At 70.0% G+C, this 24,737-nt stretch carries 22 protein-coding genes and 1 tRNA gene; 13 read left to right on the top strand and 10 right to left on the bottom strand.

Translation table 11 applies throughout. The annotated features are described in order from the left end of the window. Positions 1 to 88: 88 nt before the first annotated feature. From BJ991_RS03030 to BJ991_RS02995, 8 genes are all read right to left on the bottom strand, one after another. Positions 89 to 1,024 (bottom strand): hypothetical protein, encoded by a 936-nt coding sequence (locus BJ991_RS03030; protein WP_179487340.1) that lies wholly within the window; start codon positions 1,022 to 1,024, stop codon positions 89 to 91. 325 nt (positions 1,025 to 1,349) lie between these two features. Further along, positions 1,350 to 1,751: a monovalent cation/H(+) antiporter subunit G gene (gene mnhG / locus BJ991_RS03025; protein ID WP_179487338.1), complete on the bottom strand. Its 402-nt coding sequence runs from the start codon at positions 1,749 to 1,751 to the stop codon at positions 1,350 to 1,352. Next, positions 1,748 to 2,017, bottom strand: a complete 270-nt coding sequence (locus BJ991_RS03020) for an MrpF/PhaF family protein (RefSeq protein ID WP_179487336.1) — start codon at positions 2,015 to 2,017, stop codon at positions 1,748 to 1,750. Before BJ991_RS03020 ends, mnhG begins: the two co-directional genes overlap by 4 nt. Continuing rightward, positions 2,014 to 2,598: a Na+/H+ antiporter subunit E gene (locus tag BJ991_RS03015; RefSeq protein WP_179492436.1), complete on the bottom strand. Its 585-nt coding sequence runs from the start codon at positions 2,596 to 2,598 to the stop codon at positions 2,014 to 2,016. The genes BJ991_RS03020 and BJ991_RS03015 overlap by 4 nt, the downstream gene beginning before the upstream one ends. Positions 2,599 to 2,603: 5 nt before the next feature. Further along, positions 2,604 to 4,160: a Na+/H+ antiporter subunit D gene (locus BJ991_RS03010; RefSeq protein WP_179487334.1), complete on the bottom strand. Its 1,557-nt coding sequence runs from the start codon at positions 4,158 to 4,160 to the stop codon at positions 2,604 to 2,606. Further along, the gene (locus BJ991_RS03005) at positions 4,157 to 4,699 is read right to left on the bottom strand and encodes a Na(+)/H(+) antiporter subunit C (RefSeq protein ID WP_179487332.1); all 543 of its coding nucleotides are present in this window, start codon (positions 4,697 to 4,699) and stop codon (positions 4,157 to 4,159) included. Before BJ991_RS03005 ends, BJ991_RS03010 begins: the two co-directional genes overlap by 4 nt. Then, entirely contained in the window at positions 4,696 to 7,623 is a 2,928-nt protein-coding gene (locus BJ991_RS03000; RefSeq protein WP_179487330.1) for a Na+/H+ antiporter subunit A, read from the bottom strand. Before BJ991_RS03000 ends, BJ991_RS03005 begins: the two co-directional genes overlap by 4 nt. A 188-nt stretch (positions 7,624 to 7,811) precedes the next feature. Further along, positions 7,812 to 8,885 (bottom strand): LacI family DNA-binding transcriptional regulator, encoded by a 1,074-nt coding sequence (locus BJ991_RS02995; RefSeq protein ID WP_179487328.1) that lies wholly within the window; start codon positions 8,883 to 8,885, stop codon positions 7,812 to 7,814. A gap of 61 nt (positions 8,886 to 8,946) precedes the next feature. On the opposite strand from BJ991_RS02995, the gene BJ991_RS02990 reads away from it, so the two are divergent. The 5 genes from BJ991_RS02990 (at position 8,947) to BJ991_RS02970 (ending at position 15,301) form a co-directional block, all read left to right on the top strand. Next, entirely contained in the window at positions 8,947 to 10,176 is a 1,230-nt protein-coding gene (locus BJ991_RS02990) for an MFS transporter (RefSeq protein WP_179487326.1), read from the top strand. Between the two features lie 116 nt (positions 10,177 to 10,292). Beyond that, a complete protein-coding gene (gene nucS / locus BJ991_RS02985) occupies positions 10,293 to 10,988 on the top strand; it encodes an endonuclease NucS (protein ID WP_179487324.1) in 696 nt (231 codons plus the stop codon). A gap of 183 nt (positions 10,989 to 11,171) precedes the next feature. Continuing rightward, positions 11,172 to 11,855: an HAD hydrolase-like protein gene (locus BJ991_RS02980; RefSeq protein WP_179487322.1), complete on the top strand. Its 684-nt coding sequence runs from the start codon at positions 11,172 to 11,174 to the stop codon at positions 11,853 to 11,855. Further along, the gene (locus BJ991_RS02975) at positions 11,848 to 13,113 is read left to right on the top strand and encodes a hypothetical protein (protein WP_246301007.1); all 1,266 of its coding nucleotides are present in this window, start codon (positions 11,848 to 11,850) and stop codon (positions 13,111 to 13,113) included. Before BJ991_RS02980 ends, BJ991_RS02975 begins: the two co-directional genes overlap by 8 nt. 115 nt (positions 13,114 to 13,228) lie before the next feature. Then, positions 13,229 to 15,301, top strand: a complete 2,073-nt coding sequence (locus BJ991_RS02970; RefSeq protein WP_179487319.1) for a bifunctional lysylphosphatidylglycerol flippase/synthetase MprF — start codon at positions 13,229 to 13,231, stop codon at positions 15,299 to 15,301. A gap of 100 nt (positions 15,302 to 15,401) precedes the next feature. Here BJ991_RS02970 and BJ991_RS02965 read toward each other — a convergent pair whose 3' ends face one another. Continuing rightward, positions 15,402 to 15,608, bottom strand: a complete 207-nt coding sequence (locus tag BJ991_RS02965) for a cold-shock protein (protein WP_179487317.1) — start codon at positions 15,606 to 15,608, stop codon at positions 15,402 to 15,404. Between the two features lie 338 nt (positions 15,609 to 15,946). Here BJ991_RS02965 and BJ991_RS02960 point away from each other — a divergent pair, with 338 nt between their 5' ends. Both BJ991_RS02960 and BJ991_RS02955 read left to right on the top strand, forming a co-directional pair. Next, positions 15,947 to 16,585 (top strand): GntR family transcriptional regulator, encoded by a 639-nt coding sequence (locus BJ991_RS02960; protein WP_179487315.1) that lies wholly within the window; start codon positions 15,947 to 15,949, stop codon positions 16,583 to 16,585. Between the two features lie 41 nt (positions 16,586 to 16,626). Further along, complete coding sequence (locus tag BJ991_RS02955) at positions 16,627 to 17,118, top strand: GNAT family N-acetyltransferase (RefSeq protein WP_179487313.1); 492 nt, start codon at positions 16,627 to 16,629, stop codon at positions 17,116 to 17,118. 136 nt (positions 17,119 to 17,254) lie between these two features. Here BJ991_RS02955 and BJ991_RS02950 read toward each other — a convergent pair. Continuing rightward, positions 17,255 to 17,338: transfer RNA gene (locus BJ991_RS02950), tRNA-Leu, on the bottom strand. 209 nt (positions 17,339 to 17,547) lie between these two features. Between BJ991_RS02950 and BJ991_RS02945 the strand changes: the two genes are divergently transcribed. Genes BJ991_RS02945 through BJ991_RS02920 form a run of 6 tightly spaced genes read left to right on the top strand, consistent with a single transcriptional unit; the run spans position 17,548 to position 24,677 of the window. Then, a complete protein-coding gene (locus BJ991_RS02945; protein WP_179487311.1) occupies positions 17,548 to 18,294 on the top strand; it encodes an FhaA domain-containing protein in 747 nt (248 codons plus the stop codon). Then, entirely contained in the window at positions 18,291 to 18,818 is a 528-nt protein-coding gene (locus BJ991_RS02940) for an FHA domain-containing protein FhaB/FipA (RefSeq protein ID WP_179487309.1), read from the top strand. The genes BJ991_RS02945 and BJ991_RS02940 overlap by 4 nt, the downstream gene beginning before the upstream one ends. A gap of 18 nt (positions 18,819 to 18,836) precedes the next feature. Continuing rightward, complete coding sequence (locus BJ991_RS02935; protein WP_179487307.1) at positions 18,837 to 20,078, top strand: PP2C family protein-serine/threonine phosphatase; 1,242 nt, start codon at positions 18,837 to 18,839, stop codon at positions 20,076 to 20,078. Next, entirely contained in the window at positions 20,075 to 21,472 is a 1,398-nt protein-coding gene (locus BJ991_RS02930; RefSeq protein ID WP_179487305.1) for an FtsW/RodA/SpoVE family cell cycle protein, read from the top strand. The genes BJ991_RS02935 and BJ991_RS02930 overlap by 4 nt, the downstream gene beginning before the upstream one ends. Continuing rightward, positions 21,469 to 22,926, top strand: coding sequence for a peptidoglycan D,D-transpeptidase FtsI family protein (locus BJ991_RS02925; protein ID WP_179487303.1), 1,458 nt, complete (start codon positions 21,469 to 21,471; stop codon positions 22,924 to 22,926). The genes BJ991_RS02930 and BJ991_RS02925 overlap by 4 nt, the downstream gene beginning before the upstream one ends. Beyond that, positions 22,923 to 24,677 (top strand): serine/threonine-protein kinase, encoded by a 1,755-nt coding sequence (locus tag BJ991_RS02920; RefSeq protein WP_179487301.1) that lies wholly within the window; start codon positions 22,923 to 22,925, stop codon positions 24,675 to 24,677. The genes BJ991_RS02925 and BJ991_RS02920 overlap by 4 nt, the downstream gene beginning before the upstream one ends. Positions 24,678 to 24,737 lie beyond the last annotated feature (60 nt).

Below are 24,737 nucleotides of genomic sequence, written 5' to 3'. Positions count from 1 at the left end.
CCGGCCCGCGCCCACCCACCCTGGCCGAGATTGCGCGAATTGCGGCCGGATGCGCTTCCCGACCACAGTTCGTGCGATCTCGGCGGGTTTACCTTCGGCCACGGAGCGCCCGGCGCACGCGCGCGGCGAAAGCCGGAAGGCCTTCGAGTGTGAGTTCATCGGCTCCGGCGAGCATCACCCGGTAGCCGGCGTCCTCGAACAGCTGGACTCGGGTGAGATCGGAGCGCCAAGTCCGCGGATCCGCGCGATGCACGTCTCCGAGGTACTCGATCAGGAGGCGAGCGCCGACGTAGGCGAGATCCGGATGCCGCTCGCCCGCCGCCGTCCGAATCGCGGGCTGCACCTCGGGCTCGGGCAGGCGGGCGGCGACCAGCCCGAGTCGCAGGAACGTCTCGGGCGGCGAATCCACGGGCGCGCGCACCCGCGCGAGCGCCCACGCCAGCTTCACGGCACCTCGGCGGGATCCGTGCCGCGCCACGGCGTCGGCGAGGTCCTCGATCGAAGCGAGCGCGGGTTCACGGCCGTACCGCGTGCGGCGACCCGAGATCAGGAAGTCACCGATCGCGACCAGCCACTCGCGTGTGACACTTCCTCCTTTGGCCCGAGCCATCGTCGCGAGTGAAGCCCAGGTGTCTGCAGGTGTCGTCACCGGCAGCCCGCACTCCAGCTCGGCGCTCTGCGGCGCTCCTGCACGAGTCCATCCGATGACGCCGGGGCGTCGAACAGGTGCCGCCTCCGGGGTGAGAACGTGCACGTCCTCGTCGAGCCACGACGGCAACGGCATCCGCCACAGCCGCGCCGCAGTCGCATGGCTGAAGAGCGCACCACTCGAGAGGACCACCCGCAGATCACGACACCGGTCGACGAGCGGATCGCCCGTGCGCCCCGTGACGCCGATGACCCGCACCCCGTGGAACGGTCGCTCGAACGCAGCGCGCCGCATCGCGGCATCCGTCAATCCGGCCTCGCGGCCCTCGGCGACGGTGAAGGCGGCGCCGTCCATCCACGGTGGAAGCTCGATCACCAGTCGATGCTCATCGGCGCGCTGGCCTGACGCGGTCAGCGGCCCGGCCGCTGGGGAAGCTCCTCGCAGCGCGCCGCCCTGTGCAGGAGTCACCACCCATCGCCGAGATCGCGCAAACGACCCCTTGGCAGCGCCGGCGGCCGTCGAAAGCGCAGTCTCGGCGGGGCTTGCGGGCGGGGTGGGTCCCGAGGCGGCTGAGGTCCCGGGGGACGGGCCACGGCGCCGAGATCGCACGAATCACCGCCGGATGCCACCGCGGGCAGCGTTTTGCGCAATCTCGACGGTCTCGCCGGCCGGCACGGGCGGTGGGCGGCGCCAGCGGGTATCAGCCGCCCGCGGCGGGCGGCGTCTGCCGGGACTCGGCGAGCTCGTCGACCAGGAGCGACCGCTCGTCGAGCGAGCCGTTGCGGTAGGCCTGGCGGCCCACCATGTGCGCCGACAGCGGCGCGGTCGCCAGCTGTATCAGGACGACCGGCACGAGGAAGGCCACCGTCTCCCACGAACGCAGCGCCAGCGCGATCGCGAGGCAGATGAGGATCAGGCCGAGCACCTGCGGCTTGGTCGCCGCGTGCAGTCGCGTCGCCACGTCGCGGAATCGGAGCACGCCGATCGCCGCGGTGAGGCAGAGCAGCGCCCCGCCCAGGATCAGCACGAGCGCGACGAGGTCGATCCAGGCGTCGGGCGCCATCGTGGTGTCGACGGCGGCGGATGTCAGCACGGCGTTCATCGTTCGGTCGTGTCCCTCCTCGCGACGAACCGCGCGATCGAGATAGAGCCGAACACGCCGACGGCCGCGATGATCAGCAGCACCGGCAGCGTGCGCGTGTGGTGGTTGATCGCCATCTCGGCGCCGAGCACGCACATCAGCTCGGTGAGGAGGACATCGGATGCCACGGCCCGATCCAGGATCGAAGGGCCCACGACGATCCGCCACAGAGTCAGGAGCGCGGCCACCGCGAACACGACGTAGACGACGATCAGGAGGACGCTCATGCGGGTCGACCTTCCGTCGGGTTGGCGCGCAATCTCTCGAACTGCGCTCGGGAGCCGACGGCTCGCACGATGCGCTCCTCCCAGCGCTGCACCCCCGCGCGCTGAGCCTCGACGTCGGCCTTCGTGCGCACACCGATCACGTGCAGGTAGAGGATGCGCCGGTCGCGGTCCGCCTCGACGACGAGCGATCCGGGGATGAGGGAGGCGGTCACGCCCGTGTGAGTCTGGATGAGGTCGTCGTCGGTGCGCATCGGGACGGCGATGATCGCCGTCCCGGGCTGCCGGCGCGGATCGAGCACGAGCCAGGAGACCGACAGCGCACCGCGCACCACCGCGGCGAGGAAAGTGACGACGAACACGAGCCCGTACCAGAGGTTGACGCGTCCGGAGAGCTCGACAGGCGGCAGGCGGAACACGCGCGTGACGAACAGCGCCGCGATGAGGCCCGTCACGAACGAGAGGACCGTGATCTGGCCCCACAGCAGCATCCACAGCGCGATGAGCCACAGGAAGAACGGCAGTTGCCGCCACATCTGGGTGAGCAGGCCCTTCGCGCGGGCGGGGGTCGTGGCATCCGGCATCGTCGTCATGGCTGCACGTCCTCCTCCACCTGGACAAGCGTGATGGGTTCGAGCAGGGCGGCGCCGATGCGGGCGCACACGTCGTACAGCGGTCCGGCGAACACGGTGAGGGCGACCGTCGCGGCGACCATGCCCGCGGTCGCGGCGGTCATGATGCGCGGGATCACACGGCGCTCGGTCTGGATGCCGGCGGCGGGCGCCGCGCCGAGGTACTCGATGCGGGCCTCGGTCTCGGCCGAGTCGTCCTCTTCGCGCCAGAACGAGAGGTTCCACGCTCGCATGAGGGCGTACAGCGTCAGCAGGCTCGTGACGATCCCCGCGACGATGAGCACCATCATGAGCGGAGTGCCGACCTCGACGGCGGCGTCGAACAGGGCGAACTTGCCGATGAAGCCCGAGAACGGGGGCAGCCCGCCCAGGTTCACCGCAGGGATGAAGTAGAGCACGGCGATCACCGGCGCCGCACGCATCAGGCCCTTCACGCGCAGGATCGACGTACTGCCCGCGCGGCGCTCCACCAGCCCGACCGCGAGGAACAGCGTCGTCTGCACCACGATGTGGTGGACCATGTAATAGATCGTCGCGCCGATCGCATCCGGTGTCGCTATCGCCAGCCCGAAGATCATGTAGCCGATGTGGCTCACGAGCGTGAACGACAGGATCCGTTTCAGCTCCGCCTGCGCGACGGCGCCGAGCACGCCGACGATCATCGTGAGCAGCGCCGCGATCAGGAGGACCGTGTTGACGTCGTTGTAGAGGAAGAGCTGCGTCTCGGTGCGGATGATCGCGTAGACGCCGACCTTCGTCAGCAAGCCCGCGAACACCGCGGTGACGGGCGCGGGCGCGGTCGGGTACGAGTCGGGCAGCCAGAACGACAGCGGGAACACGGCCGCCTTGATGCTGAAGGCGAGCAGCAGCATGAGGTGCAGGACGAGCTGCGTCTCTTGCGGAAGCTCTCCGATCCGCTGCGACAGCTGAACCATGTTCACCGTGCCGAGCGCGCCGTAGATCATCGCGATGGCGGCGAGGAACAGCACCGACGAGACAAGCGACACGACGATGTAGACGACGCCGGTTCGGATGCGGGACTCGGTGCCGCCCAGCGTGATGAGCACGTACGACGCGACCAGCAGGATCTCGAACCCGACGTACAGGTTGAACAGGTCGCCCGCGATGAACGCGTTGAAGATGCCCGCCGACAGGATCAGGTACGACGGGTGGAAGATCGACACCGGTGTCTCGTCGTCGCCGTCGGCGGCGCCCTGGCCGACCGAGAACAAGAGGACCGCGAGCAGCACGATGCTCGAGACGACGACCAGCAATGCTGCGAGCCGGTCGACGTAGAGCACGATGCCGAAGGGGATCGGCCAGCCTCCGACCGACACCGCGATGGGCTGGTTGCCCACGTCGACCGCGTAGAGCAGCACGGCCGCGATCGCGCACACCAGCGTGAGCGTCACGATCGAGACGACGACCTGCGTGCGGCGGTGACGACCGGCGATGAGTGCGACCGCGGCGCCCAGGAGCGGAAGGGTGACGAGCAGCGGGACGAGGGCGTTCACTCGTCATCACCCCGCTTCGGCGGGTTCGGCCTGACCGGCTTGTCGACCGGCGCGTCGTCGCGGATGCCGGAGACATCGCGGCTCTGGAGGACGACGATCGGCGAGGTGTCGACCCCGACGAAGTCCGTCGTGGCGTCGTCGTCGGTGTCTTCGATCTCGGTCTCCTCGTCCATCGCCTCCTCGGCGCCCCGGCCGCGCACGGCGACGTCTTCGGCATCGTCCTCGACGGTGTCGGCCTGGCCGAGCTGCCACGAGCGGTAGATCAGCGCGAGGAGGAAGGCCGAGACCGCGAACGTGATGACGATGGCTGTGAGGGTGAGGGCCTGCGGGAGCGGGTCCGTCATCTCATCGGTCGGTCCCGCGCCGAAGAACGGGGCTATGCCCGGCTGACCGGCGACGATCAGCAGCAGCAGGTTCGCCGCGTTGCCGAGGAGCAGGAATCCGATGAGCACACGCGTGAGGCTGCGCTCGAGCATCGCGTAGACACCGCACGCGAACAGCACCGCCATGACGATGATGAGGACCAGGGACACGCTCATGCGGCGACCTCCGTCGAGCGTGTCTCGCCGGCCTGGCGGTCGACCTCGGCGCCGAGGCTGCGTAGCACGTCGAGCACGAGCCCGATGACGACGAGGTAGACGCCGATGTCGAAGATCGTGGACGTGACGAACTCCAAGTGCCCGAGGACGGGCACCTCGATCTCGAAGAACGCGCTCGTGAGCGGTGCCGCGCCGAAGAACAGGGGCACGATCGCGCACCCGACCGCGATCGTCATGCCCGCTCCGAGGAGACGACCGGCGTCGGTGGGCGCGGCGGCCCCGAGCTCGTAGCGGCCGCCGGCGACGTACCGCATGACGAGGGCCATGCCCGCGACGAGTCCGCCGGCAAAGCCCCCGCCGGGAAGATTGTGCCCCGCGAACAGCACGTACAGCGACACGACGATGATCGTGTGGAAGAGGACCCGAACGATGACCTCGAGCATGAGCGAGCGGTTCTCGGGCCGGATCCGCTGTCCGCCGACGAGCCACGCCATCCGGCCGCTGCCGCGCACGTCGCCCCGCTGCTGCAGGCCATCGGACGTCTCGACGAGGGGGCGGAACGAGCGTGCCGCGCCCTTGGGAAGGGACGCCGTGAACGAGAGCGTGTCGGCACGGTGGGTGACGAACACGAGCGATGCGACACCGGTCGCCGCCAGGATGAGCACCGAGAGCTCGCCCATCGTGTCCCATCCGCGCAGGTCGACGAGGGCGACGTTGACGACGTTGCGTCCGTGGCCCAGTTCGTACGCGAGCTCCGGAAACGCGTCCGAGATCGGCTCCGCGACGCGTGACGCGGTCGCCACGACCGCGACCACCGCCATCATGGCTCCGACCATCGCGCCGAGCACCGCTCGTGCGATCGGCGCGACCGACGCGTTGTGCTCGCCCAGCCGGGACGGGAGCCGCCGCAGCACGAGGGCGAACGCGACGAGCGTCACCGTCTCGACGAGGATCTGCGTGAGGGCGAGGTCGGGCGCGCCGCTCGTCGCGAAGAGCACGACCATGCCCATGCCCGTGACCGATACGAGCACGACTCCCGTGTACCGCTTGCGCGCGCGCACCGCGATGAGCCCCGCCGTGATCATCACCGGGGCGACCGCGAGCTGCACGGGCGTCTGATACGCGTCGAGCGCCGCGCGCCAGTCGGCTCCGGCGAAGAGGGCGGTTCCCTCCGCAGCGATGAACACGACGAAGATCGTGCCCACGTAGACGGGGAGCGAGCCCCGCTGGGTGAGGCTCGTCGTGATGACGGACGCGCGCGCGATCCCGCGAAGGACGAGGTTGTACACGTCGGGTGCGGTGAAGGGCAGCATCCGCTTCGTCCACCGGGTCGCAACCGTGACCCAGAAGATCCCCGCGCCCACGACGAGGGTCGCGAGCGAGATCCACAGGGCGGGCTCGAGTCCGTGCCAGAGGGCGAGGTGAGCCGGATGCTCCGGTACCACGACCCCCGTCGAGGACTCGGGCGCCGTGTCGGCGTACGGGGCGAGCACCTGGTCGACGAGCGTGGCCGTAAGCCCCGCGACGACTCCGAGCGCCGACAGCAGAACGGGGGCGGCGAGGAAGCCGATCGGTGGATCGGGCCACTCGGTCTCAGGCAGCGGATCGCCCGCGGCATCCTTCTTCGTCCAGAACGCGCCCCACAGGAAGCGGATGCCGTACGCGGCCGTCAGCGCGGACCCGAGCGCGATGCCGACGACGGCGACGAGGCCCCACACCGCACCGTTCCCGGCCTCGTAGAGCAGCGACGCGAGCGCTCCCTCTTTCGCGACGAACCCGATCGTCGGGATGATGCCCGCCATCGACGCGACCGCCAGGAACGAGAAGGTCGCCATGACGGGCGCCTGGCGCCCCACCCCGCTGAGCTCGCCGATGTCACGGGTCGAGAGCTGGCGGTCGATCACGCCGACCACGAGGAACAGCGCGGACTTGAACAAGGCGTGCGCGACGAGCAGGGCGAGGCCGGCGAGGGCGACATCGCGGATGCCGTAGCCGAGCACGACCGTGAGAAGACCGAGCTGGCTCACCGTTCCGAACGCGAGGATGCGCTTGAGGTCGGCTTCGCGGAGCGCCTGTATTCCGCCGAGCAGCATCGTGAAGATGCCGAGCGAGATGACGACCGGCCGCCACACGGGGGAGACGGCGAACACCGGCGCGAACCGCGCGATGAGGTAGATGCCCGCTTTCACCATGGCGGCCGCGTGCAGGTAGGCGCTCACCGGCGTGGGGGCCGCCATCGCGCCGGGCAGCCAGAAGTGGAAGGGGAAGATCGCGGACTTGCTCAGCGCGCCGACGAGGATCAGCACGAGTGCCGCGTCGACTACGGGCCCGGTCGGCGCCTCGGCGAGGATCGTCGACAGGCTCGACGTGCCCGCGTCGACCACGAGCAGCACGACGCCGATCAGCATGACCAGGCCGCCGAGCGTCGTCACGAGCAGCGCCTGCAGGGCGGCTCGTCGGCTCGCGGCCCGCCGGTTGTAGTAGCCGATGAGCAGGTACGACAGGACGCTCGTGACCTCCCAGAACATCACGAGAACGACGAGGTCGTCGGTCAGCACCAGTCCGTACATCGCTCCCGCGAACGCGAGGAGGACGGCGGAGAACTGCCCGAGGTTGTCGGTCTTGTCGCGGAAGTACCAGCGGCAGTAGAGCATCACGAGGGCGCCGACGCCCGTCACGATGAGCGCCATCACCCAGCCGAGCGTGTCCATGCGCATCGACAGCTCGATGCCGAGCGGCCGGATCCAGCGATATGCCTCGAACGGAATGTCACCGGCCATGACCGTCGGCGTCAGCGCCGCGGCGTGCACGAACGCGGCCGCCGGGACGAGCGCCGACACGAAGAACGCCCGGGCTCCGATGCGGGCCGCCAGCCAGGGCATCGCGAGGGGGATGAGGGCGAACGCCGCGAGAAAGGCCAGCATCAGGGCCTCCTCGTGAGACATCGCGGCGCGACCGGAAGAGCTGCGCGGGGCGGTCGGGGTGTCGAAGTCATTCTACGTGTGCGTCGAAACGACTGATGACTGGGGAGGAGCGGAATCGAACCCCGCGCGAGGAGCGAAGCGGCGAGACGAAGTGCGGTACGGCGGGCGCTTCGTCTCGCTGCGCTCGCTCAGCGACCGAGTTCGTCCGGCGCGGGCCCTGTCGTGTTCCCCTCGTGGAACTCGCACGTGAACCGGATCGACGCGGCGGGCTCGCCGCGGAGCATCGCCGCGACCGCAGCGCCCGCCGCCCGGCCCTTCTCGGTCGCGGGCTGCACGAGCGTGGTGAGCTCGTACGGCGCGAGCCCGTCGACGACGATCCCGTCGAACCCGGTGACGCTCACGTCCTCCGGGATCCGCAGACCCGCCTCCTCCGCCGCCCGGATGACCCCCGCGGCGAGCAGGTCGCTCTGCGCGACGACCGCCGTCGGCCGGGTCGCCGCATCCGCGAACACCTGGCGACCTGCGGCGAGTCCCTCATCGATGAAGCTGCCCGCGGCGGCGAACGCCGGGGCATCCGGATACACGTCCCGCACGCCCGCCAACCGGTCGCGCGTCACCTCGATCGTGATGTCTCCCTCGTCGTCGGAGGTGAGCCATCCGCGGGCCCAGCCGGATCGCGGCGCGAGCGTCACCGTCGCCACGCGCGTGTGCCCGAGCATCCGAAGATGGCTCGCCGCCTGCCGCTGAGCTTCGCGGTTGTCGAGTTCGATGCGGGGGATGCCTTCACCGGCATCTCCCTCGACGACGACCACCGGGATGCCCCGCGCGCGGACGGTGTCGAGCGACTCGCGCAGGAGCCCGCTGCATCCGATGAGCACCGCGGCGTCGAGCGGAGCGGTCGTGAGCGACGGCGCCGCGCCCTCCCTGCTCCACGAGTCGCGATCGCGCAGGAGGAGCAGTCCCGCGCCCATCGGGGCGACCGCGTCGGCGAGGCCGTCCATCATGAGCGTCTTCACCGGGTCGAGGAACGCCGTGCCGAGGTGCTCTTCGAACACGACCCCGACGATGCCCGACCGGCCGAGTCGCAGAGACGCCGCACGCGGGTCGGGACCCGTGTAGCCGAGCGCGGCTGCCGCGGCCAGGACGCGCTTGCGCGTGGCATCCGACACCGGGGTCTTCCCGCTGAACACGACCGAGGCCGTCGACGGCGAGACCCCTGCCTCGCGCGCGACGTCGGCGATCGTTGCCCGGCGCGTACTCATCTTGCGACGATCGTACTCTGCCCGGTGCATTCGCATCGAATCGATTCGGTAGACTCCACGCATGGAGTCCACGCTCACCCGGTCGCAGCTCGTCCGCTGGCGCACCGCGATCTTCGCGATCTTCCTCGCGAGCGGTCTCAGCATCGCGACCTGGGCGGCGCGCGTGCCGGCGATCAAAGACGCGGTCGGCGTCGACCGCACGCAGCTCGGCCTCATGCTCTTCATCGGCGGCGTCGCGTCGATCATCGGGCTGTCGGTGAGCTCCGTCGTGCTCGCGCGGTGGGGAGCGCGGCGCGGCATGCTCGTGATGATGATCGTCTTCGCCGTCGGCGTCGCGGTCATCGGCATCGGCTCCGACGCGCTGCACTCCGCGCCCGTGGTCGTGATCGGACTGATCTTGTGGGGATTCGGCAACGGCTGCCTCGACGTCATGATGAACGTCGAGGGAGCTGCGATCGAGAAGCACGTCGGCAAGACGATCCTTCCGCTGTTCCACGCGTTCTTCAGCTTCGGCACCGTCATCGGGGCCGGCCTCGGCGTGCTCGCGATCGCGTGGGGAGCGAACGTGCTCACGCACCTCGCTATCGTCGCGGCGCTCATCGTCGTCGTCGCGATCGTCAGCATCGCGAACGTCCCGTCGCGCGAGGCGACCATGGACCCCGAGACCCCCGCCGAGAAGGCGGGGTGGCGCGACCGGCTGCACCTCGCCCTGTCGGCATGGAAGGAGCCGCGCACCTACGCGCTGGGCGTCGTGATGCTCGGCATGGCGTTCGCGGAGGGCGGCGCCAACGACTGGCTCGCACTCGGAGTCGTGGAGGGGCACGGCGCGGACGAGGCGCTCGGGGCCGCCGCCCTCGCGGTGTTCTCGGTGTGCATGACCGTCGTGCGCGTGTTCGGCGGGCCGCTCGTCGACCGCTTCGGCCGCGTCGCGACGCTGCGCGTGCTCGCCGTCGCGGCGACGGCCGGACTGCTGCTGTTCATCCTGGCGCCGACCACCCCGCTCGTCTTCGTGGGGGCGGCGCTGTGGGGTGCGGGTGTGTCGCTCGGCTTCCCGCTCGGCATGTCCGCTGCGGCGGACGACCCTGAGAAGGCGGCCGCGCGCGTGAGCGCTGCGGCGACGATCGGCTACGTCGCGTTCCTCGCGGGTCCGCCCGCGCTCGGGTTCATCAGCGAGCAGATCGGCCTGCTGAACACGCTCTACATCATCGTGGCGCTCATCGTGGCATCCGGTCTCGCATCCTCCGCGGCGAAGCCGCTGCCCGGTTCGAAGGTCGGCGCGGGGCACCACTGAGGTCGGGGTTCCGTCCGGTTTGGGGCGGATTTCCGCGTTCGGGGCGGATTTCGTGCGCCCCGAAGTCCGGGAACGCGCCCCAAACCCACGTCGGCGGCGCCGGGTAGGCTCGTCGCGTGCGTCTCGTCATCGCCCACTGCTCGGTCGACTACACCGGACGCCTCACGGCGCACCTTCCGCTCGCCAATCGGCTGCTCGTCCACAAGGGCGACGGGAGCCTGCTCGTGCACTCCGACGGAGGCTCCTACAAGCCGCTGAACTGGATGTCGCCGCCCTGCACGCTGACGATCGAGCCTCCGGATGCCGCATCCGCCGCTGAAGGCGTGATCGAGCAGTGGCGCGTGACTCACTCGAAGACCGGCGATGCACTGCTCGTGCGCATCCACGAGCTGCTCCACGACTCGTCGCACGACCTCGGTGTCGACCCCGGCCTCGTGAAGGACGGCGTCGAAGGAGACCTGCAGCGGCTGCTCGCCGAGCAGGTGGACGTGATCGGCGAAGGACTCACGCTCGTGCGACGGGAGTTCCCGACGGCGATCGGGCCGGTCGACCTGCTGCTGCGCGACCCCGCTGGCGGAACGATCGCCGTCGAGGTCAAGCGACGCGGAGACATCGACGGCGTCGAGCAGCTCACGCGCTACCTCGAGCTGCTCGGGCGCGACCCGCACCTCGCACCGGTCCGAGGCGTGTTCGCGGCGCAGGAGATCAAGCCGCAGGCGAAGGTGCTCGCGGCGGATCGGGGCATCCGCTGCGTCACGCTCGACTACGAGGGCATGAAGGGCATCGAATCCGGGGCGCCGCGGCTCTTCTGATCCCCTCCCTCCCCTCCCTCCCTCCCTCCCTCCCTCCCTCCCTCCCGCCGAGTGCACGACTTACCGCCGAGTGCACGACGTGGCGACGCGGCGAAGCCGTGCGCTCGACGCGAAGTCGTCCACTCGCGGCCGAGCAGCCCCTCGCGAGTCGTGCACCCGCCGGTCACGCCTAGGCTGGGAGGCATGCCGACACGACCTCGCTGGACCTGTGTGCTGTGGGACGTCGACGGCACGATCGTCGACGCCTCCGAGGGGATCCTGCGCCGGCTCACGGTCACGCTCGCGCACTTCGGAAGGCCGACGCCCACGCGCGCCGAGCTCGTGCACTGGATCGGTCCGCCCATGTACGACTCGTTCCAGGTGAACGTCCGGATGACGCCGGCGGAGGCATCCGAAGCCGTCACCTTCTATCGCACTCTCGGCAAGTCCGAGGGTTACACCGCCGGCGCGAAGCTCATCGACGGGATCGGCGAGCTCATCGGCGAGCTTTCCGCGGACGGTGTGGCCCAGGCGACCGCGAGCTCGAAGCCCGAACGGCAGGTCGATGCGCTCATGCAGCACTTCGGGCTCGCACCGTACTTCGCGACGCTCGTCGGTGCGAGCGACGACGAGCGCACGATGAGCTCGAAGTCGGAGGTCATCGGCGAAGCGCTGCGCCGACTCGACGCGCTCGGAGTCGACACCAGCCGCGCGGTGCTCATCGGTGACCGGCACCATGACATCGACGGCGCGGCCGACCACGACATCCCGGTCGTCTTCGTGCGATGGGGCTTCAGCTGGCCGCACGAGTCCGAGGGCGCACAGGCGACGGTCGACACGGTCGCCGAGCTGCGCGACCTCCTGCTGGTGGCTGATGCCGATGGATGAGATCGTCGCGGCCCTCTTGGGCTGGCTCGTGCCGGCCCTCGTCGTCTTCGGCATCACGGCGATCGCGATCGCGGCGCTGGCGTGGGGCATTCGTCGCGCGCGTCGATCGCCTCGCGCCCGTGCCGCGGCGGAAGAGGTGCGCGCTCGTGCCGGTTCGGCTCTCGTCCGGCTCGACGACGCCGTGAGCGAGCTCGACGTCGAAGTCGGGTTGTCGGGCGCGCTGTACGGCGGAGACGCCCCGACGTCGCTGAGGCGAGCGCGGCTCACCGCCCAGCACGTGCGCGACGAGTCGTTCGAAGAGTTTCAGGAGATCTCAAGACCGGATGCCTCGCCCGTCGACATCCGCCGGATGTCGTCCCGCATCGAGCGTCGCGCCGACGCGGCGATGGCCGGCATCGACCGCGCCCGCACGGACCACCGCGCGTGGATGGCTGCGAACGTCTCGGCGTCGGCACAGGTCGCGAGCGCCCGGTCCCGCCTCGAGGCGCTTCGCGCGTCGATGGGCGATCCCGCGGCGCTCGTCGCCGAGCTGTCCCACCGCTTCACCGACGACGAGTGGCGCGAAGCGTCGCGAGCCGCTCGCGCGGCGGTCGCGGCCGTCGACGAGGCCGAGGGGCTGCTGGCCGAGGCATCCGAGAACGCGTCCGATCCGACCCGTTCGGCGCTTCCGGATCTCGCCCGCGCCGAGCGGGCTCTGCGCACCGCTGAGACCGAGTCGCGCATTCTCGAAGAGAACCATCGCCTCGTGACGCAGGCCGCACAGGCCCTCACGGGCGAGTTCGCCTCGGCGCGGTCGGCGCTGCGGCTCGCGTTCGTCACGCGCGATCATCTCGAGCCGCCCGATGCCGAGCGACTCGGCCGCGAGCTGCGCGCGATCGAGCAGGAGCTGACGAAGCTCGAAGCGGATGCCCCGCGCCGCCCCACCCGCACGATCGACGCGATCGCCCGGCTGCGCGACCGACTCGACCTCGCACTGGGCGACGCCCGCACGGCGCAGCAGCGCCTGCGCGGCGCGCGCACGGCCCTCCCCGGCACGCTCGCAGCCGCACGCGGAGCGATAGCCCAGGCAGAAGCGGCGATCGCACACGCACACGCCGGCGCCGACGCGCGCTCCCGCCTGCTGTCGGCGCAACGGGAGCTCGCGGCCGCACGCCAATCGCATGATCCGGTCGAGGCGCTCGACGCCGCACGACGTGCGATGCGCGACGCCGAAGACGCCAAGGCCCTCGCCGACTACGTGCGGCTCAGCCGCTCCTAGGCGATTCTCGCGCGAAGCGGGCTACCGCACCCGGGCGGGGCCTCCCGCGCCGGCGGGGGCCTCACGAGCGGCCGGGGCCTCCCGCGCCGGCGGGACCCTCACCATAATGAGGGGCATGACGGATGCCTCGCCCCGTCCGAACCGCCTCGCCGCCGTGCTCTCGCGGTTGCCCGCGACGCTGACGCTCGTGGCCGCGATCCTCGTGGCCGGGGTCGTGAGCGCGGGACTGTGGTCGCCGTTCGAGAACAGCCCCGCGTGGGAGGCCGTCGCGTACGGGCTGCCCGCGCTCGAGGCCGGCCGCTGGTGGACGCCGTTCACGGGGACGATCTTCGTCAACCAGCCGTGGGTCTATGTGTTCACGATCACCGGATTCGCCGGGATGGCGTACCTCGAGTGGCGGCGGGGGTGGCGTGCGGCGCTCGGCTACTTCTGGATCGGTCAGCTGTTCGCGGTGTTCGGCACCGCGCTCGTGCTCTGGCTGCTGGCGTTGCTGCCGTGGGAATGGGCGCAGGCCGAGGCCGCGTCGCTCGACGTCGGGCCCTCGGGCGGGACGATGGCGTGCATCGCCGCTGCTGTCGGCCTCTTCGTGCAGCCGTGGCGCGTGCGGGCGTGGCTCGTGCTGCTCGCGTTCGTGTTCATCGCGATGCTCTTCTGGGGCACGCTCGCCGACCTCGAGCACCTGCTCGCGGTGCTGCTCGTGCTCGGCGTCGACCGCTCGCTGCGGGTGCAGCGCACGACGATGCGCGAGCAGCGGCTCATCGCGTTCGTTGCCTTGCTCGCGCTCGGGGCGATCCAGGTCATCGTCGTGCTGGTCCCGACGAACGGGCCCTTCGGTCCGACCGAGCCGGTGAGCGGAGGCTTCATCGACGCCGCGTTCGACGCCGTCGTGATTCTCCTCGTCGCGAACGGCCTCCGGCGCGGGCGGCGCTGGGCGTGGGTCCTGTCGATCATCCTCGCGGGCATCAACATCGCGATCGCTGTGCTCGTCGCGGTGGCGATCGTGCTTTCGAGCGAGCAGCAGGTCGAGGTCGTGATCGATGGCGAGACCGAGCTCGCCCTGGCCGCCGGCGTCATGTGGCTTCTCCTGCTCGCGTACCTCATCGCCGTGCGCCACGCGTTCCGCGCCCGGCGCCGCTCGGCGCTGGGACACCAGCCGGCACCCGACGTCGCTGACGTGAAGGAACTGCTCCGCGCGCACGGCGGCGGAACCCTCTCGTGGATGACGACGTGGGAGGGCAACTCCTACGCGCGAACGACCCACGGCATGGTCGCGTACCAGCGTCGCGCCGGCGTCGCCCTCGCCCTCGCCGATCCGCTCGGGCCGGCCGCGACGCGAGCGGAGTCCGTCCGGGAGTTCATCCGCCTCGCAGAGGCGGTGGGCCTCGTCCCGTGCTTCTTCAGCGCCGACGACGCGACGCGGGAGGCAGTGCCTCCGACGTGGCGAAACCTCGTCGTGGCGGATGACACCATCGTCGATCTCCCCGGGCTCGAGTTCACCGGCAAGCGCTGGAACTCTGTGCGCTCGTCCCTCAACCGCGCGGGCCGGGAGGAGATGACCTTCCGCATGACCCGGCTCGCGGACGAGCCCTGGGGCATCCAGGCGCAGCTGCGCGCGATCTCGGAGATGTGGGTCGGCGACAAGGGCCTCCCCGAGATGGGCTTCACCCTCGGAACGCTCGTCGAGGCGGAGGACCCCGAAGTGCGCCTCGCGCTCGCGATCTCGCCGACGGGAGACGTCGACGGATTCCTGTCGTGGCTGCCGATCTTCGGCGAGGGCGGGGTCGTCCGCGGCTGGACGCTCGACCTCATGCGCCGCCGCGAGGGCGGGTTCGGGCCGGTGATGGAGTACCTGATCGGCTCGTCGGCGCGCGTCTTCTCCGACGAGGGCGCCGGGATCATGTCCCTGTCAGGCGCACCCCTCGCGCACGACTATCCGCCCGACGCGGGGATCATCGCGGCGTTGAGTGACAAGCTCGCCGAGGCACTCGAGCCGGTCTACGGCTTCCGGTCGCTGCACCGCTTCAAGCAGAAGTTCCATCCGCGGTACGAGACGCTATACCTGCTGTTCCGCGATGAGAGCGACCTCACCCGCATCGGCGCGGGTCTCACGCGGGCGTTCCTCCCCGATGCAACGCTGCGTCAGTTCGCGGGCGCGGGAATGGAGCTCGTCCGCGGCGGCCGCGACTGACCCCCGGCCGCCACTGCCGCCGGATGTTGCGCGATGGGCGCAGCGAAAAGCGGCGGCATCCGCATCACGAGGAATCGGATGCCGCACGCCGGCCCGTCACTCAGATCGGACGGATGTTCTCTGCCTGGAGGCCCTTCGGCCCCTGTGCGATCTCGAACTCGACGCGCTGGTTCTCTTCGAGAGAGCGGTAGCCGCTCGCCTGGATCGCGCTGTAGTGCGCGAAGACGTCAGCTCCTCCTTCATCGGGCGCGATGAAGCCGAATCCCTTCTCGGAGTTGAACCACTTGACGGTGCCCTGCGTGCTCATGAAATGCCGTTCTTTGCTTGCCCGCGCCTCCTGCACGAGTCCGATGCCCACGCTATCGAGCGGTGAGGGTGTGTGGGGAGAGCATGACGGATGGTGACACAAACGTTGCATGAGCGGGGATCGGGAGGAACGGATGCCTCGTCCCGGAGCAAGCCGGCCCATCGTACGCCCGGGCCGAGCGAAACTCGAGGCCCGGGCGTCGACGGATCCCCCCGGATAGGCCACGCCCACGCGTGACAGCGTCACTCTACCGATATATCGGGCGAAGAGCGAGTTCGGATTCGCCCTGTGCAGAACATCAGCCAGGGCTTGCGGCGTCCGTCTACACTGGTCGCGGCATGCCCGCGTCCCCAGATCCTCGCCAGAACAGCGGCACCGCCCTCGGAGACGAGGTGTACTCGGTGCTCGGTGAGGCGATCCTCGATGGCCGCCTCGCTCCCGGTGAGCGGTTGCGCGACCACGAGCTCGCCCAGGGTCTCGGCGTGTCTCGCACGCCCGTGCGGGAGGCCCTCCAGCGACTCGAGGTGATCGGTCTCGTCGAGGTCTCACCGAACCGGTACACGCGCGTCTCGACGCCGACCGCCGCGTCGCAGCAGTACACGCAGGAGTTCGTCACGCTCCTGATGGGCAATGCCGCGCTGCTCGCGCTTCCGCGGTGCGACGACGAGACGCTCGAGAGCCTGGTGACGCAGGCCGACGACATCGTCGAGGCGTCGCGCAGCGACGACCCGGCGCGCATGCTCGCCGCGAGCGCTCGCTTCTTCCCGGCGCTCACGCACGCCACCCTCAACCCGGCCTTCGTGCGGGTCCTGCGCGAGGCGGAGTTCGCGCTGCGCCGCAACCTCGTCGGCTGGCGGCCGCCGATCGCCGATGAGCCGACGCGCACCGCTCTGTACCGGGGGTTCCGCGACGCCATCGCCGCCCGTGACGGGGCGGCGGCCGAGGTCGCGCTTCGGCGACTGCACCTGCTCGAGTGACGACTCTCCGGCCGGGGCACCCCTCGCCTATGTTGTAGAACGTGGGCCATATCGAACTGCGCGACGTGCGCGATGACGACCTCGACGCCATCTTCGAGATGATGCGCGACCCCGACGCCGTCGCGTTGGCCGCCTTCACCGCCGCTGACCCCGACGACCGCGAGGCGTTCGACGCCTGGATGAGCAGGAACCTCTCCTCGCCCGACACGACGGTGTTCGTCATCACCGAGAACAGCGGCTTCGCCGGGTCGATCTCCGCGTTCACGATCGAGGGCGAGCGCGAGGTCAGCTTCTGGCTCCCGCGCCTCGCGTGGGGCCGCGGCATCGCGACCGAGGCGCTGCGTCAGCTCATCTCGCGCGAGCCCATTCGACCCCTCTTCGCGCGGGTCGCGGCGCACAACGCGGGCTCGATCGCGGTGCTGCGCAAGGCCGGCTTCGCGGAGGTCTCCCGAGAAGTGGCGTATGCGCCCGGGCTCGGGCGCGAGACCGAGGAGATCGTGTTCGCCCTGATGCCGGCGGTCGACGGGGTCTGACCGGGCGCGGCGCTGGCTCGGGTGTGCCGAGATTGCGCGAATCGCGACCGGATGCGGCATTCGATCGTCGTTCGTGCAATCTCGACGGATGCGGAAACGGTGAAGGCCCCCAGATCGGGGGCCTTCACCGTTACTGTGCGCGAGGGGGGAGTTGAACCCCCACGCCCTTTCGGGCACTGGCACCTGAAGCCAGCGCGTCTGCCTATTCCGCCACTCGCGCGAGTCGCCGCAACGGATGCTGCGAACTCAACTTCCCGAGGATATCACGCGCCGTCGTGCGCACCGAATGCAGGCCGATGCCGCCAGGACAGGGCCGTCGCCCGGCATCCATCCTGTCCCGGGCGCGTTGTCCTGTTTCCACACCCCTTAACGGTCAATTCAGCCGGGGCAACTAGCATGTACCCACCGGTCGCCTGCCTGAGGAGACGTGTGGGACTACTTGACAGCTTCGAGAAGGGTCTCGAGCGCGCGGTGAACAGCGCGTTCGCGAAGACCTTCCGCAGCGGCATCCAACCCGTCGAGATCGCCTCCGCGCTGCGGAGCGAGCTCGACAAGAAGGCCGCGGTCGTGAGCCGCGACAGAATCCTCGCCCCGAACTCGTTCACGGTGAGGCTGTCGCCGACCGACGACGACCACATGCGGGCCATCGGCCCCGCGCTCGAAGAAGAGCTCGACGGCATCGTCCAGACGCACGCGAAGGCGCAGGGCTACTCGTTCGCGGGGCCCATCACGATCTCGCTCGTGCGCGATGACGAGCTGGCCACGGGCACGCTGCGCGTGGACTCGTCGACCGCGCAGGGGCGCGTGTCGTGGCGCGGCGTGGTCGAGGTCGAGGGCAAGCGGCATCCGCTGATCAAAGCCCGCACCGTGATCGGGCGCGGCAGCGACGCCGACATCACGATCTCCGACCCCGGCACGAGCCGTAAGCACGTCGAGATCCTGTGGGACGGCGAGCGCGCGATGGTGCGCGACATGAACTCGACGAACGGCACGCAGCTCAACGGCCGCAAGGTGACCGAGGCGGCGCTTCCGCCCGACTCCACCGTCCGCATCGGCCGCACCGACATCGTCTTCCGGGTGATCGCGCAGGCGTCGCCCACCGCTCCTCCGCGTCCGCCGCTGCCCGATGACCGCACGCGCGCCTTCGGTCTGCCCGACGGAGGCCCCCAGGAATGAGCGAGCTGACCCTCCTGCTGCTGCGCATCGGGTTCCTGCTGCTGCTGTGGTTCTTCGTCTTCGCAGTCGTGTACTCACTTCGTGCGGACCTGTTCGGCGTGAAGGTGAGGCGGATGCCCGAGCCCGCGGCCGCCGCCGCTCCGGCCCCCCGGGCAGAGGCGAACTCGACCCGTCCGGCGGCTCCCGCCGCGCCGACGCCGTCGTCGGGGCCCAAGGTCCCCGCAACCACTTCCAACGTGTCGCGCATCGTGATCACGAGCGGTCCGAAGGCGGGACTCGAGCTTCCTCTCGGCAGCGAGCCGCTCACGATCGGGCGTTCGAGCGAGTCGGGCCTCGTGATCCGCGACGACTACACGTCGAGCCACCACGCCCGCCTCGTGCTGTGGGGCGACCAGTGGATGATCCAGGACCTCGACTCGACGAACGGCACGTGGCATGACGGCGTCCGCGTCGCCACGCCCGTTCCGGTTCTCGTGGGCGCCCCGATCAAGGTCGGAGCGACGACCTTCGAGCTGCGGAAGTAGCGGGGAGAACCACGACGCATGGTCTTCGAGGGCTCGAGTGCCGCCATCTCGCACACCGGAAAGGTGCGGTCCAACAACCAGGACTCCGGTTACGCGGGCTCGAACCTCTTCGTCGTCGCCGACGGCATGGGCGGTCACGCGGGCGGTGACGTCGCTTCGAGCATGGCGATCACCCGCCTGGCGGAGCTCGACCATCCATACGAGTCGACCGCCGAGGCCGAGCGGGCACTGCGCGAGGCGATCACCGAGACGGCCGGCGACCTCATCGACACCGTGCGCGCCCGGCCAGAGCTCGCCGGCATGGGCACGACGGTCAGCGCGCTCATCATGGTCGACGACTACGCCGTCATCGCGCACATCGGCGACTCGCGCGTCTACCTCTACCGCGATGGCGCCCTCACCCAGATCACGACCGACCACACGTTCGTGCAGCGGCTCGTCGACTCGGGCCGCATCACGCCCGAAGAGGCCCGCTTCCATCCGCGTCGCTCCGTGCTCATGCGCGTGCTCGGCGACATGGACGCCGACCCCGAGCTCGACACGTTCATCATGCCGACGCAGCCCGGCGACCGGTGGCTCATCTGCTCGGACGGGCTCTCGGGCGTCGTCGACGACATCCACACCGCGCGGGCGCTCGGGCAGGGCATGGCGCCGGGTCGTACGGCCGACAACCTGCTGAAGCAGGCGCTCGACGGTGGCGCTCCCGACAACGTGACGATCGTGATCGCGGACGTCGGCGGGCAGCATCCGATCTTCTCCGGCACCCCCACGATCGTCGGGTCGGCCTCGAACCCCGAAGGCGTCGAGGTGCCGGCCGCTCGTCCGAGCCGCGGTGGCTGGCTGCATCCGGTCCGTCAGGCGGCGAACGAGCCCACGCACTTCGAGCCCGCCCCCGAGTACCTCGAAGAGCTCATCGAAGAGGATCGCCGGCGGGCGCGGCGCCGTCGCATCGGCTGGATCATCGGGCTGGTGCTCGTCCTCCTCGGGCTGGCGGCGGGGCTGTTCGGCGCGTATCAGTGGACGCAGACGCGCTATTTCGTCGGCGCCGACGAAGACACCGTGGTCATCTACCGCGGTATCCAGCAGGACATCGGGCCGATCAGCCTGTCGACGGCGTACATCGACACGGGCATCTCGCTCGACGACCTCACGCTGTTCGACCGTGTCACCATCGAGAACACGATCACCGCGCGTTCGCTCGCCGACGCCGAGGCGATCGTCGACCGCATCCGAGACAGAGCGGAGGTGAACAGCAGATGACCTCGACCCAGCCGTCGTCGCCGATCGAGGCGATCAACGCCGACACCACCGTGCTGCGAGCGCTCCGTCGCCTTCGCGTGCCGCAGACGCATCGCAACCGCGAGCTCTTCCTGCTGCTGTTCGCCTTCGTCCTGACCGGCGGCGCGATCACCCTCGTGCAGCTCGGGGCGCGGGGCGCGATCGACGTGTCGTTCCTGCTGCTGTGCGGCGGGCTCATGGTGCTGGTGATCGTGCTGCACATCGTGCTTCGGCTGCGGGCTCGAGACGCCGACCCGTTCGTCGTGCCCATCGCGACCTTGCTCACCGGCATAGGCCTCGCGATGATCTATCGCCTCGACCTGGCCCGCAACCGCCAAGGCTGGGAGGCGTACTCGATCCGGCAGCTCGTGTGGGCGGCGATCGCGCTGGCCCTCGCGATCGCGGTCGTGATCGCGCTGCGCAATTATCGCGTGCTCTTCCGCTACACCTACGTCTTCGGATTCCTCGGGGTCGTCCTGCTCGTCCTGCCGATCATCCCGGGTCTCGGCACGGACGCGAACGCCGACGTGTGGGTGTCGCTCGGCTTCTTCAGCTTTCAGCCCGGTGAGCTCGCGAAGATCGCGCTCGGCATCTTCTTCGCCGGCTATCTCGTGCGCACGCGCGAGAGTCTCACGTCGGTCGGCCGGAGGTTCCTCGGCATCACGTGGCCGCGTGCGCGCGAGCTCGGGCCGCTCCTCGTGTTCTGGCTCCTGTCGCTCGTGATCATCGTGATGCAGCGCGACCTCGGCACGGGCCTGCTGATCTTCGGCATGTTCGTCGCGATGCTGTACGTCGCCACCGGCAAGACGAGCTGGGTGCTCATCGGTGTCGTGCTCGCCGCGCTCGGCGCGTTCCTGGCGTCGCGCGTGCTTCCGTACGTCGGCGGTCGATTCACGAATTGGCTCGACGCGTTCAACCCCGACCTCATGGAAGGCAGCAGCTTCCAGCTCGTGAACGGCATCTTCGGGCTCGCGCAGGGCGGCCTCATCGGCACCGGCCTCGGGCAGGGTCGCCCTGAGCTCACCCCGGTCGCCGAGAGCGACTACATCTTCCCCGCGCTCGGCGAGGAGCTCGGCCTCGTCGGCGTGTTCGCGCTGCTGTGCCTCTACATGGTGTTCGCGAGCCGGGGCATCCGCATCGGCCTCGCCGGCCAGGACGACTTCGGCAAGCTGCTCGCGACCGGCGTGTCCTTCACTCTCGCGCTGCAGGTGTTCATCATGGTGGGCGGCGTCACCCGCCTCATCCCGCTCACGGGTCTCACGACGCCGTTCCTGGCGGCGGGCGGTTCGTCGCTCGTGGCGAACTGGATCATCGTCGCGCTCCTGCTGCGCATCTCGGATGCCGTGCGACAGCAGCCCCGGGTGGTGATCGGATGACGAAGGAACTGCGCCGCCTGAGCATCCTCATGCTCATCATGTTCCTGGCCCTCTTCGCCTCGACCAGCTGGATCCAGGTGGTCGAGGCCGACGCGCTGTCGGCGAACCCTGCGAACCGCCGCGCGCTGTACGACTCGTACGAGGTGCAGCGCGGTTCGATCATCGCGAGCGGCATCCCCATCGCGAGCTCCGTGCCGTCGGACGACGTGTATTCGTGGCAGCGCCAGTACCCCGACGCTCCGATGTGGGCGCACGTCACCGGGTGGATCAACCCCGTGCTCGGGTCGTCGACGGGCATCGAGCAGGCGATGAACCAGGCGCTCAGCGGCACGTCCGGCTCGCAGTTCCTCTCGCGCATCGAGCGCATCATCACCGGCCAGCCCCCGCGGGGGTCGAACGTCGTGCTGTCGCTCGACGCCGATGTGCAGCGCGCCGCGTACGAGGCGCTCGGCTCGCTGCAGGGCGCCGTCATCGCGATCGAGCCGGCGACCGGCCGGGTTCTCGCGATGGTCTCGAGCCCGTCGTTCGACACGAATCTGCTGGCGCAACACGATTCGGATGCCGCGCTGGGCGCCTACGAAGCGCTTGAGGCCGATCCGGCGCATCCGCTCTTCGACCGCTCGATCGGGGGCGACCTCAACCCGCCCGGATCGACGTTCAAACTCGTCGTCGCGTCCGCGGCACTGGCCTCCGGCGACTACACGCCCGAGTCGCAGATCCCGAACCTCGCTGTATACCAGCTGCCGCAGTCGACGGCCGTCGTGCACAACGCCGGCGGAGGGACGTGCGGCGGTGGCGCGACCGTGTCGATCGCCGACGCCCTGCGACTGAGCTGCAACATCCCGTTCGCGCAGCTCGCCGTCGAGCTCGGTGACAACGCGATCCGGGAAGAGGCGGAGAAGTACGGGTTCAACGCGTCGTTCGACGTTCCGATGGCCTCGACGCCGTCGAGCTACCCGAGGGCGCTCGACGACCCGCAGACGGCCCTCACCGGATTCGGCCAGGGTCAGGTGACGGCGACGCCGTTGCAGATGGCGATGGTGTCCGCCGGGATCGCGAACCGTGGGATCGTCATGAGCCCCCGCCTGGTCGACCGCGTCATCGGCTCGGACCTGTCGGTGCAGGAGACATTCGATGACGTCGAATTCGAGCGGGCGCTCGAAGATGACCTGGCCGCGGAGATGATCGCCATGATGGTCGCCAATGTCAATGAGGGCGCGGCGTCGGGTGCAAGAATAGACGGGGTCGACGTGGGCGGGAAGACCGGCACCGCGGAGAACGGACCCGGCAGACCCTACACGTTGTGGTTCACCGGGTTCGCGCCTGCGGACAACCCGCGGGTGGCTGTCGCCGTCGTCGTGGAAGACGGCGGAGGACAGGGTCAGTCGGGGAGCGGCAACACGATCGCGGCGCCTATCGCGAAGAGGGTCATGGAGGCGGTGCTGGGCAGATGAGACCGACGCAGGGTGTGACCTTCGGCGGCCGTTACGAGCTGGATTCTCGGATCGCCATCGGCGGGATGGGCGAGGTGTGGGAGGCGACCGACCACGTCATCGGCCGCACCGTCGCCATCAAGATCCTCAAAGACGAGTACATGGGCGACCCGGGCTTCCTGGAGCGCTTCCGCGCCGAGGCTCGGCACGCCGCGCTCGTCAATCACGAGGGCATCGCGAGCGTGTTCGACTACGGCGAGGAGAACGGCTCGGCGTTCCTCGTGATGGAGCTCGTCCCGGGCGAGGCGCTCTCGACGATCCTCGAGCGCGACGGATCGCTGTCGACCGACAAGACGCTCGACATCGTCGCCCAGACCTCCGCCGCGCTGCAGGCCGCGCACGCGGCGGGCCTCGTGCACCGCGACATCAAGCCCGGCAACCTCCTCATCACGCCCGACGGGCGCGTCAAGATCACCGACTTCGGCATCGCGCGCATCGCCGACCAGGTGCCGCTCACGGCGACCGGCCAGGTGATGGGCACGGTGCAGTACCTCTCGCCGGAGCAGGCGTCGGGGCATCCGGCGTCGCCCGCCACCGACATCTACTCGCTGGGCATCGTCGCGTACGAATGCCTGGCCGGAAAGCGTCCGTTCACGGGCGAGTCCCAAGTGGCGATCGCGATGGCGCAGATCAACGAGCAGCCTCCGCCGCTGCCGCCGACGGTCGCGGTACCGGTGCAGAACTTCGTGATGGCGATGATCGCGAAGAAGCCCGAAGACCGCCCGGCCTCGGCCGCTGCGGTCGCGCGCGCGGCGACAGCGCTCCGCCGCGGAGACGTCGCGGCCGCGGCCGCCGCCGTTCCGGCGATCGCCGGAGCCGCCGCAGCCGCGGGCTCTGACGACGTCACGATGCTGCTGACCCCCGGAGGGGATCCCGGTTCGACGCAGCTGCTGACCTCCCCCGCACCCGTACCCGTCGAGGGCGAAGAGGAGCCGCAGAAGAAGAAGCGAAGCCCGTGGACGTGGCCGCTCATCGCGCTCATCGTCCTGTTGCTGCTCGTGCTCGGCGGCACGATCTGGGCGCTGTTCGCCAACCAGGGCGGCGACCCCGAGCCGACTCCGTCGTCACCGACGCCCACGCGGACGGAGCCGACACCGACGCCGACCGAGACCGAAGACACGCGCGTCAACATCGACGCGCTCGCCCTCGTCGGAGTGAACTGCGACGACGCGCTGGTCAAGGCGACCGAGGCGGGCCTCCGCCCCACTCGTGCGGCGGGCTCTGCGGCGCCGACCGGCGCGCAGATCAACACCGTCGAGGCGACCGACCCCGCGGGCGGCAACGTCGACCAGGGGTCGGCGCTCAGCGTGATCTGCTTCGGCGACCAGACGAGCATCCCCTCCCCGGGGGCCGGCCCGACGATCAACGACGGCGCGCAGCCCGTGCAGGGCACGACGGTACCCGTCGCATGGCAGACCGCGTCGTGCCCCGCCGGCACGGGCAGCCTGAGCAGCTTCACCGTGACGATCACGGGCGCCACCTTCGTGCAGGGCGGCTCGACGTCGCGCGACTTCGGTCCGAGCGAGCTCAGCGCCGACGTCGTCGTCGTGAACCAGCCGAACGCACCGGTGACCGCGACGTACGTGTACACGTGCAGCGGCGGCACGGGCGGCGAGCAGCGGTCGTCCGCGCCCTCGCCGGTCACGAGCACGACCACCCTTCCGACGCCGGATGAGGGCGGCGAACCCGACCCCGAGCCGACCGACGGCTGAGGTCACAACCGGCGCGCGGCGGACGACCCGCCGTCGGTTAGGCTGACTCTGTTTCGACCC

This window comes from Microbacterium immunditiarum (assembly GCF_013409785.1).
Taxonomy (GTDB): domain Bacteria; phylum Actinomycetota; class Actinomycetes; order Actinomycetales; family Microbacteriaceae; genus Microbacterium; species Microbacterium immunditiarum.
This window is presented reverse-complemented; position numbering and strand designations above follow the sequence as displayed.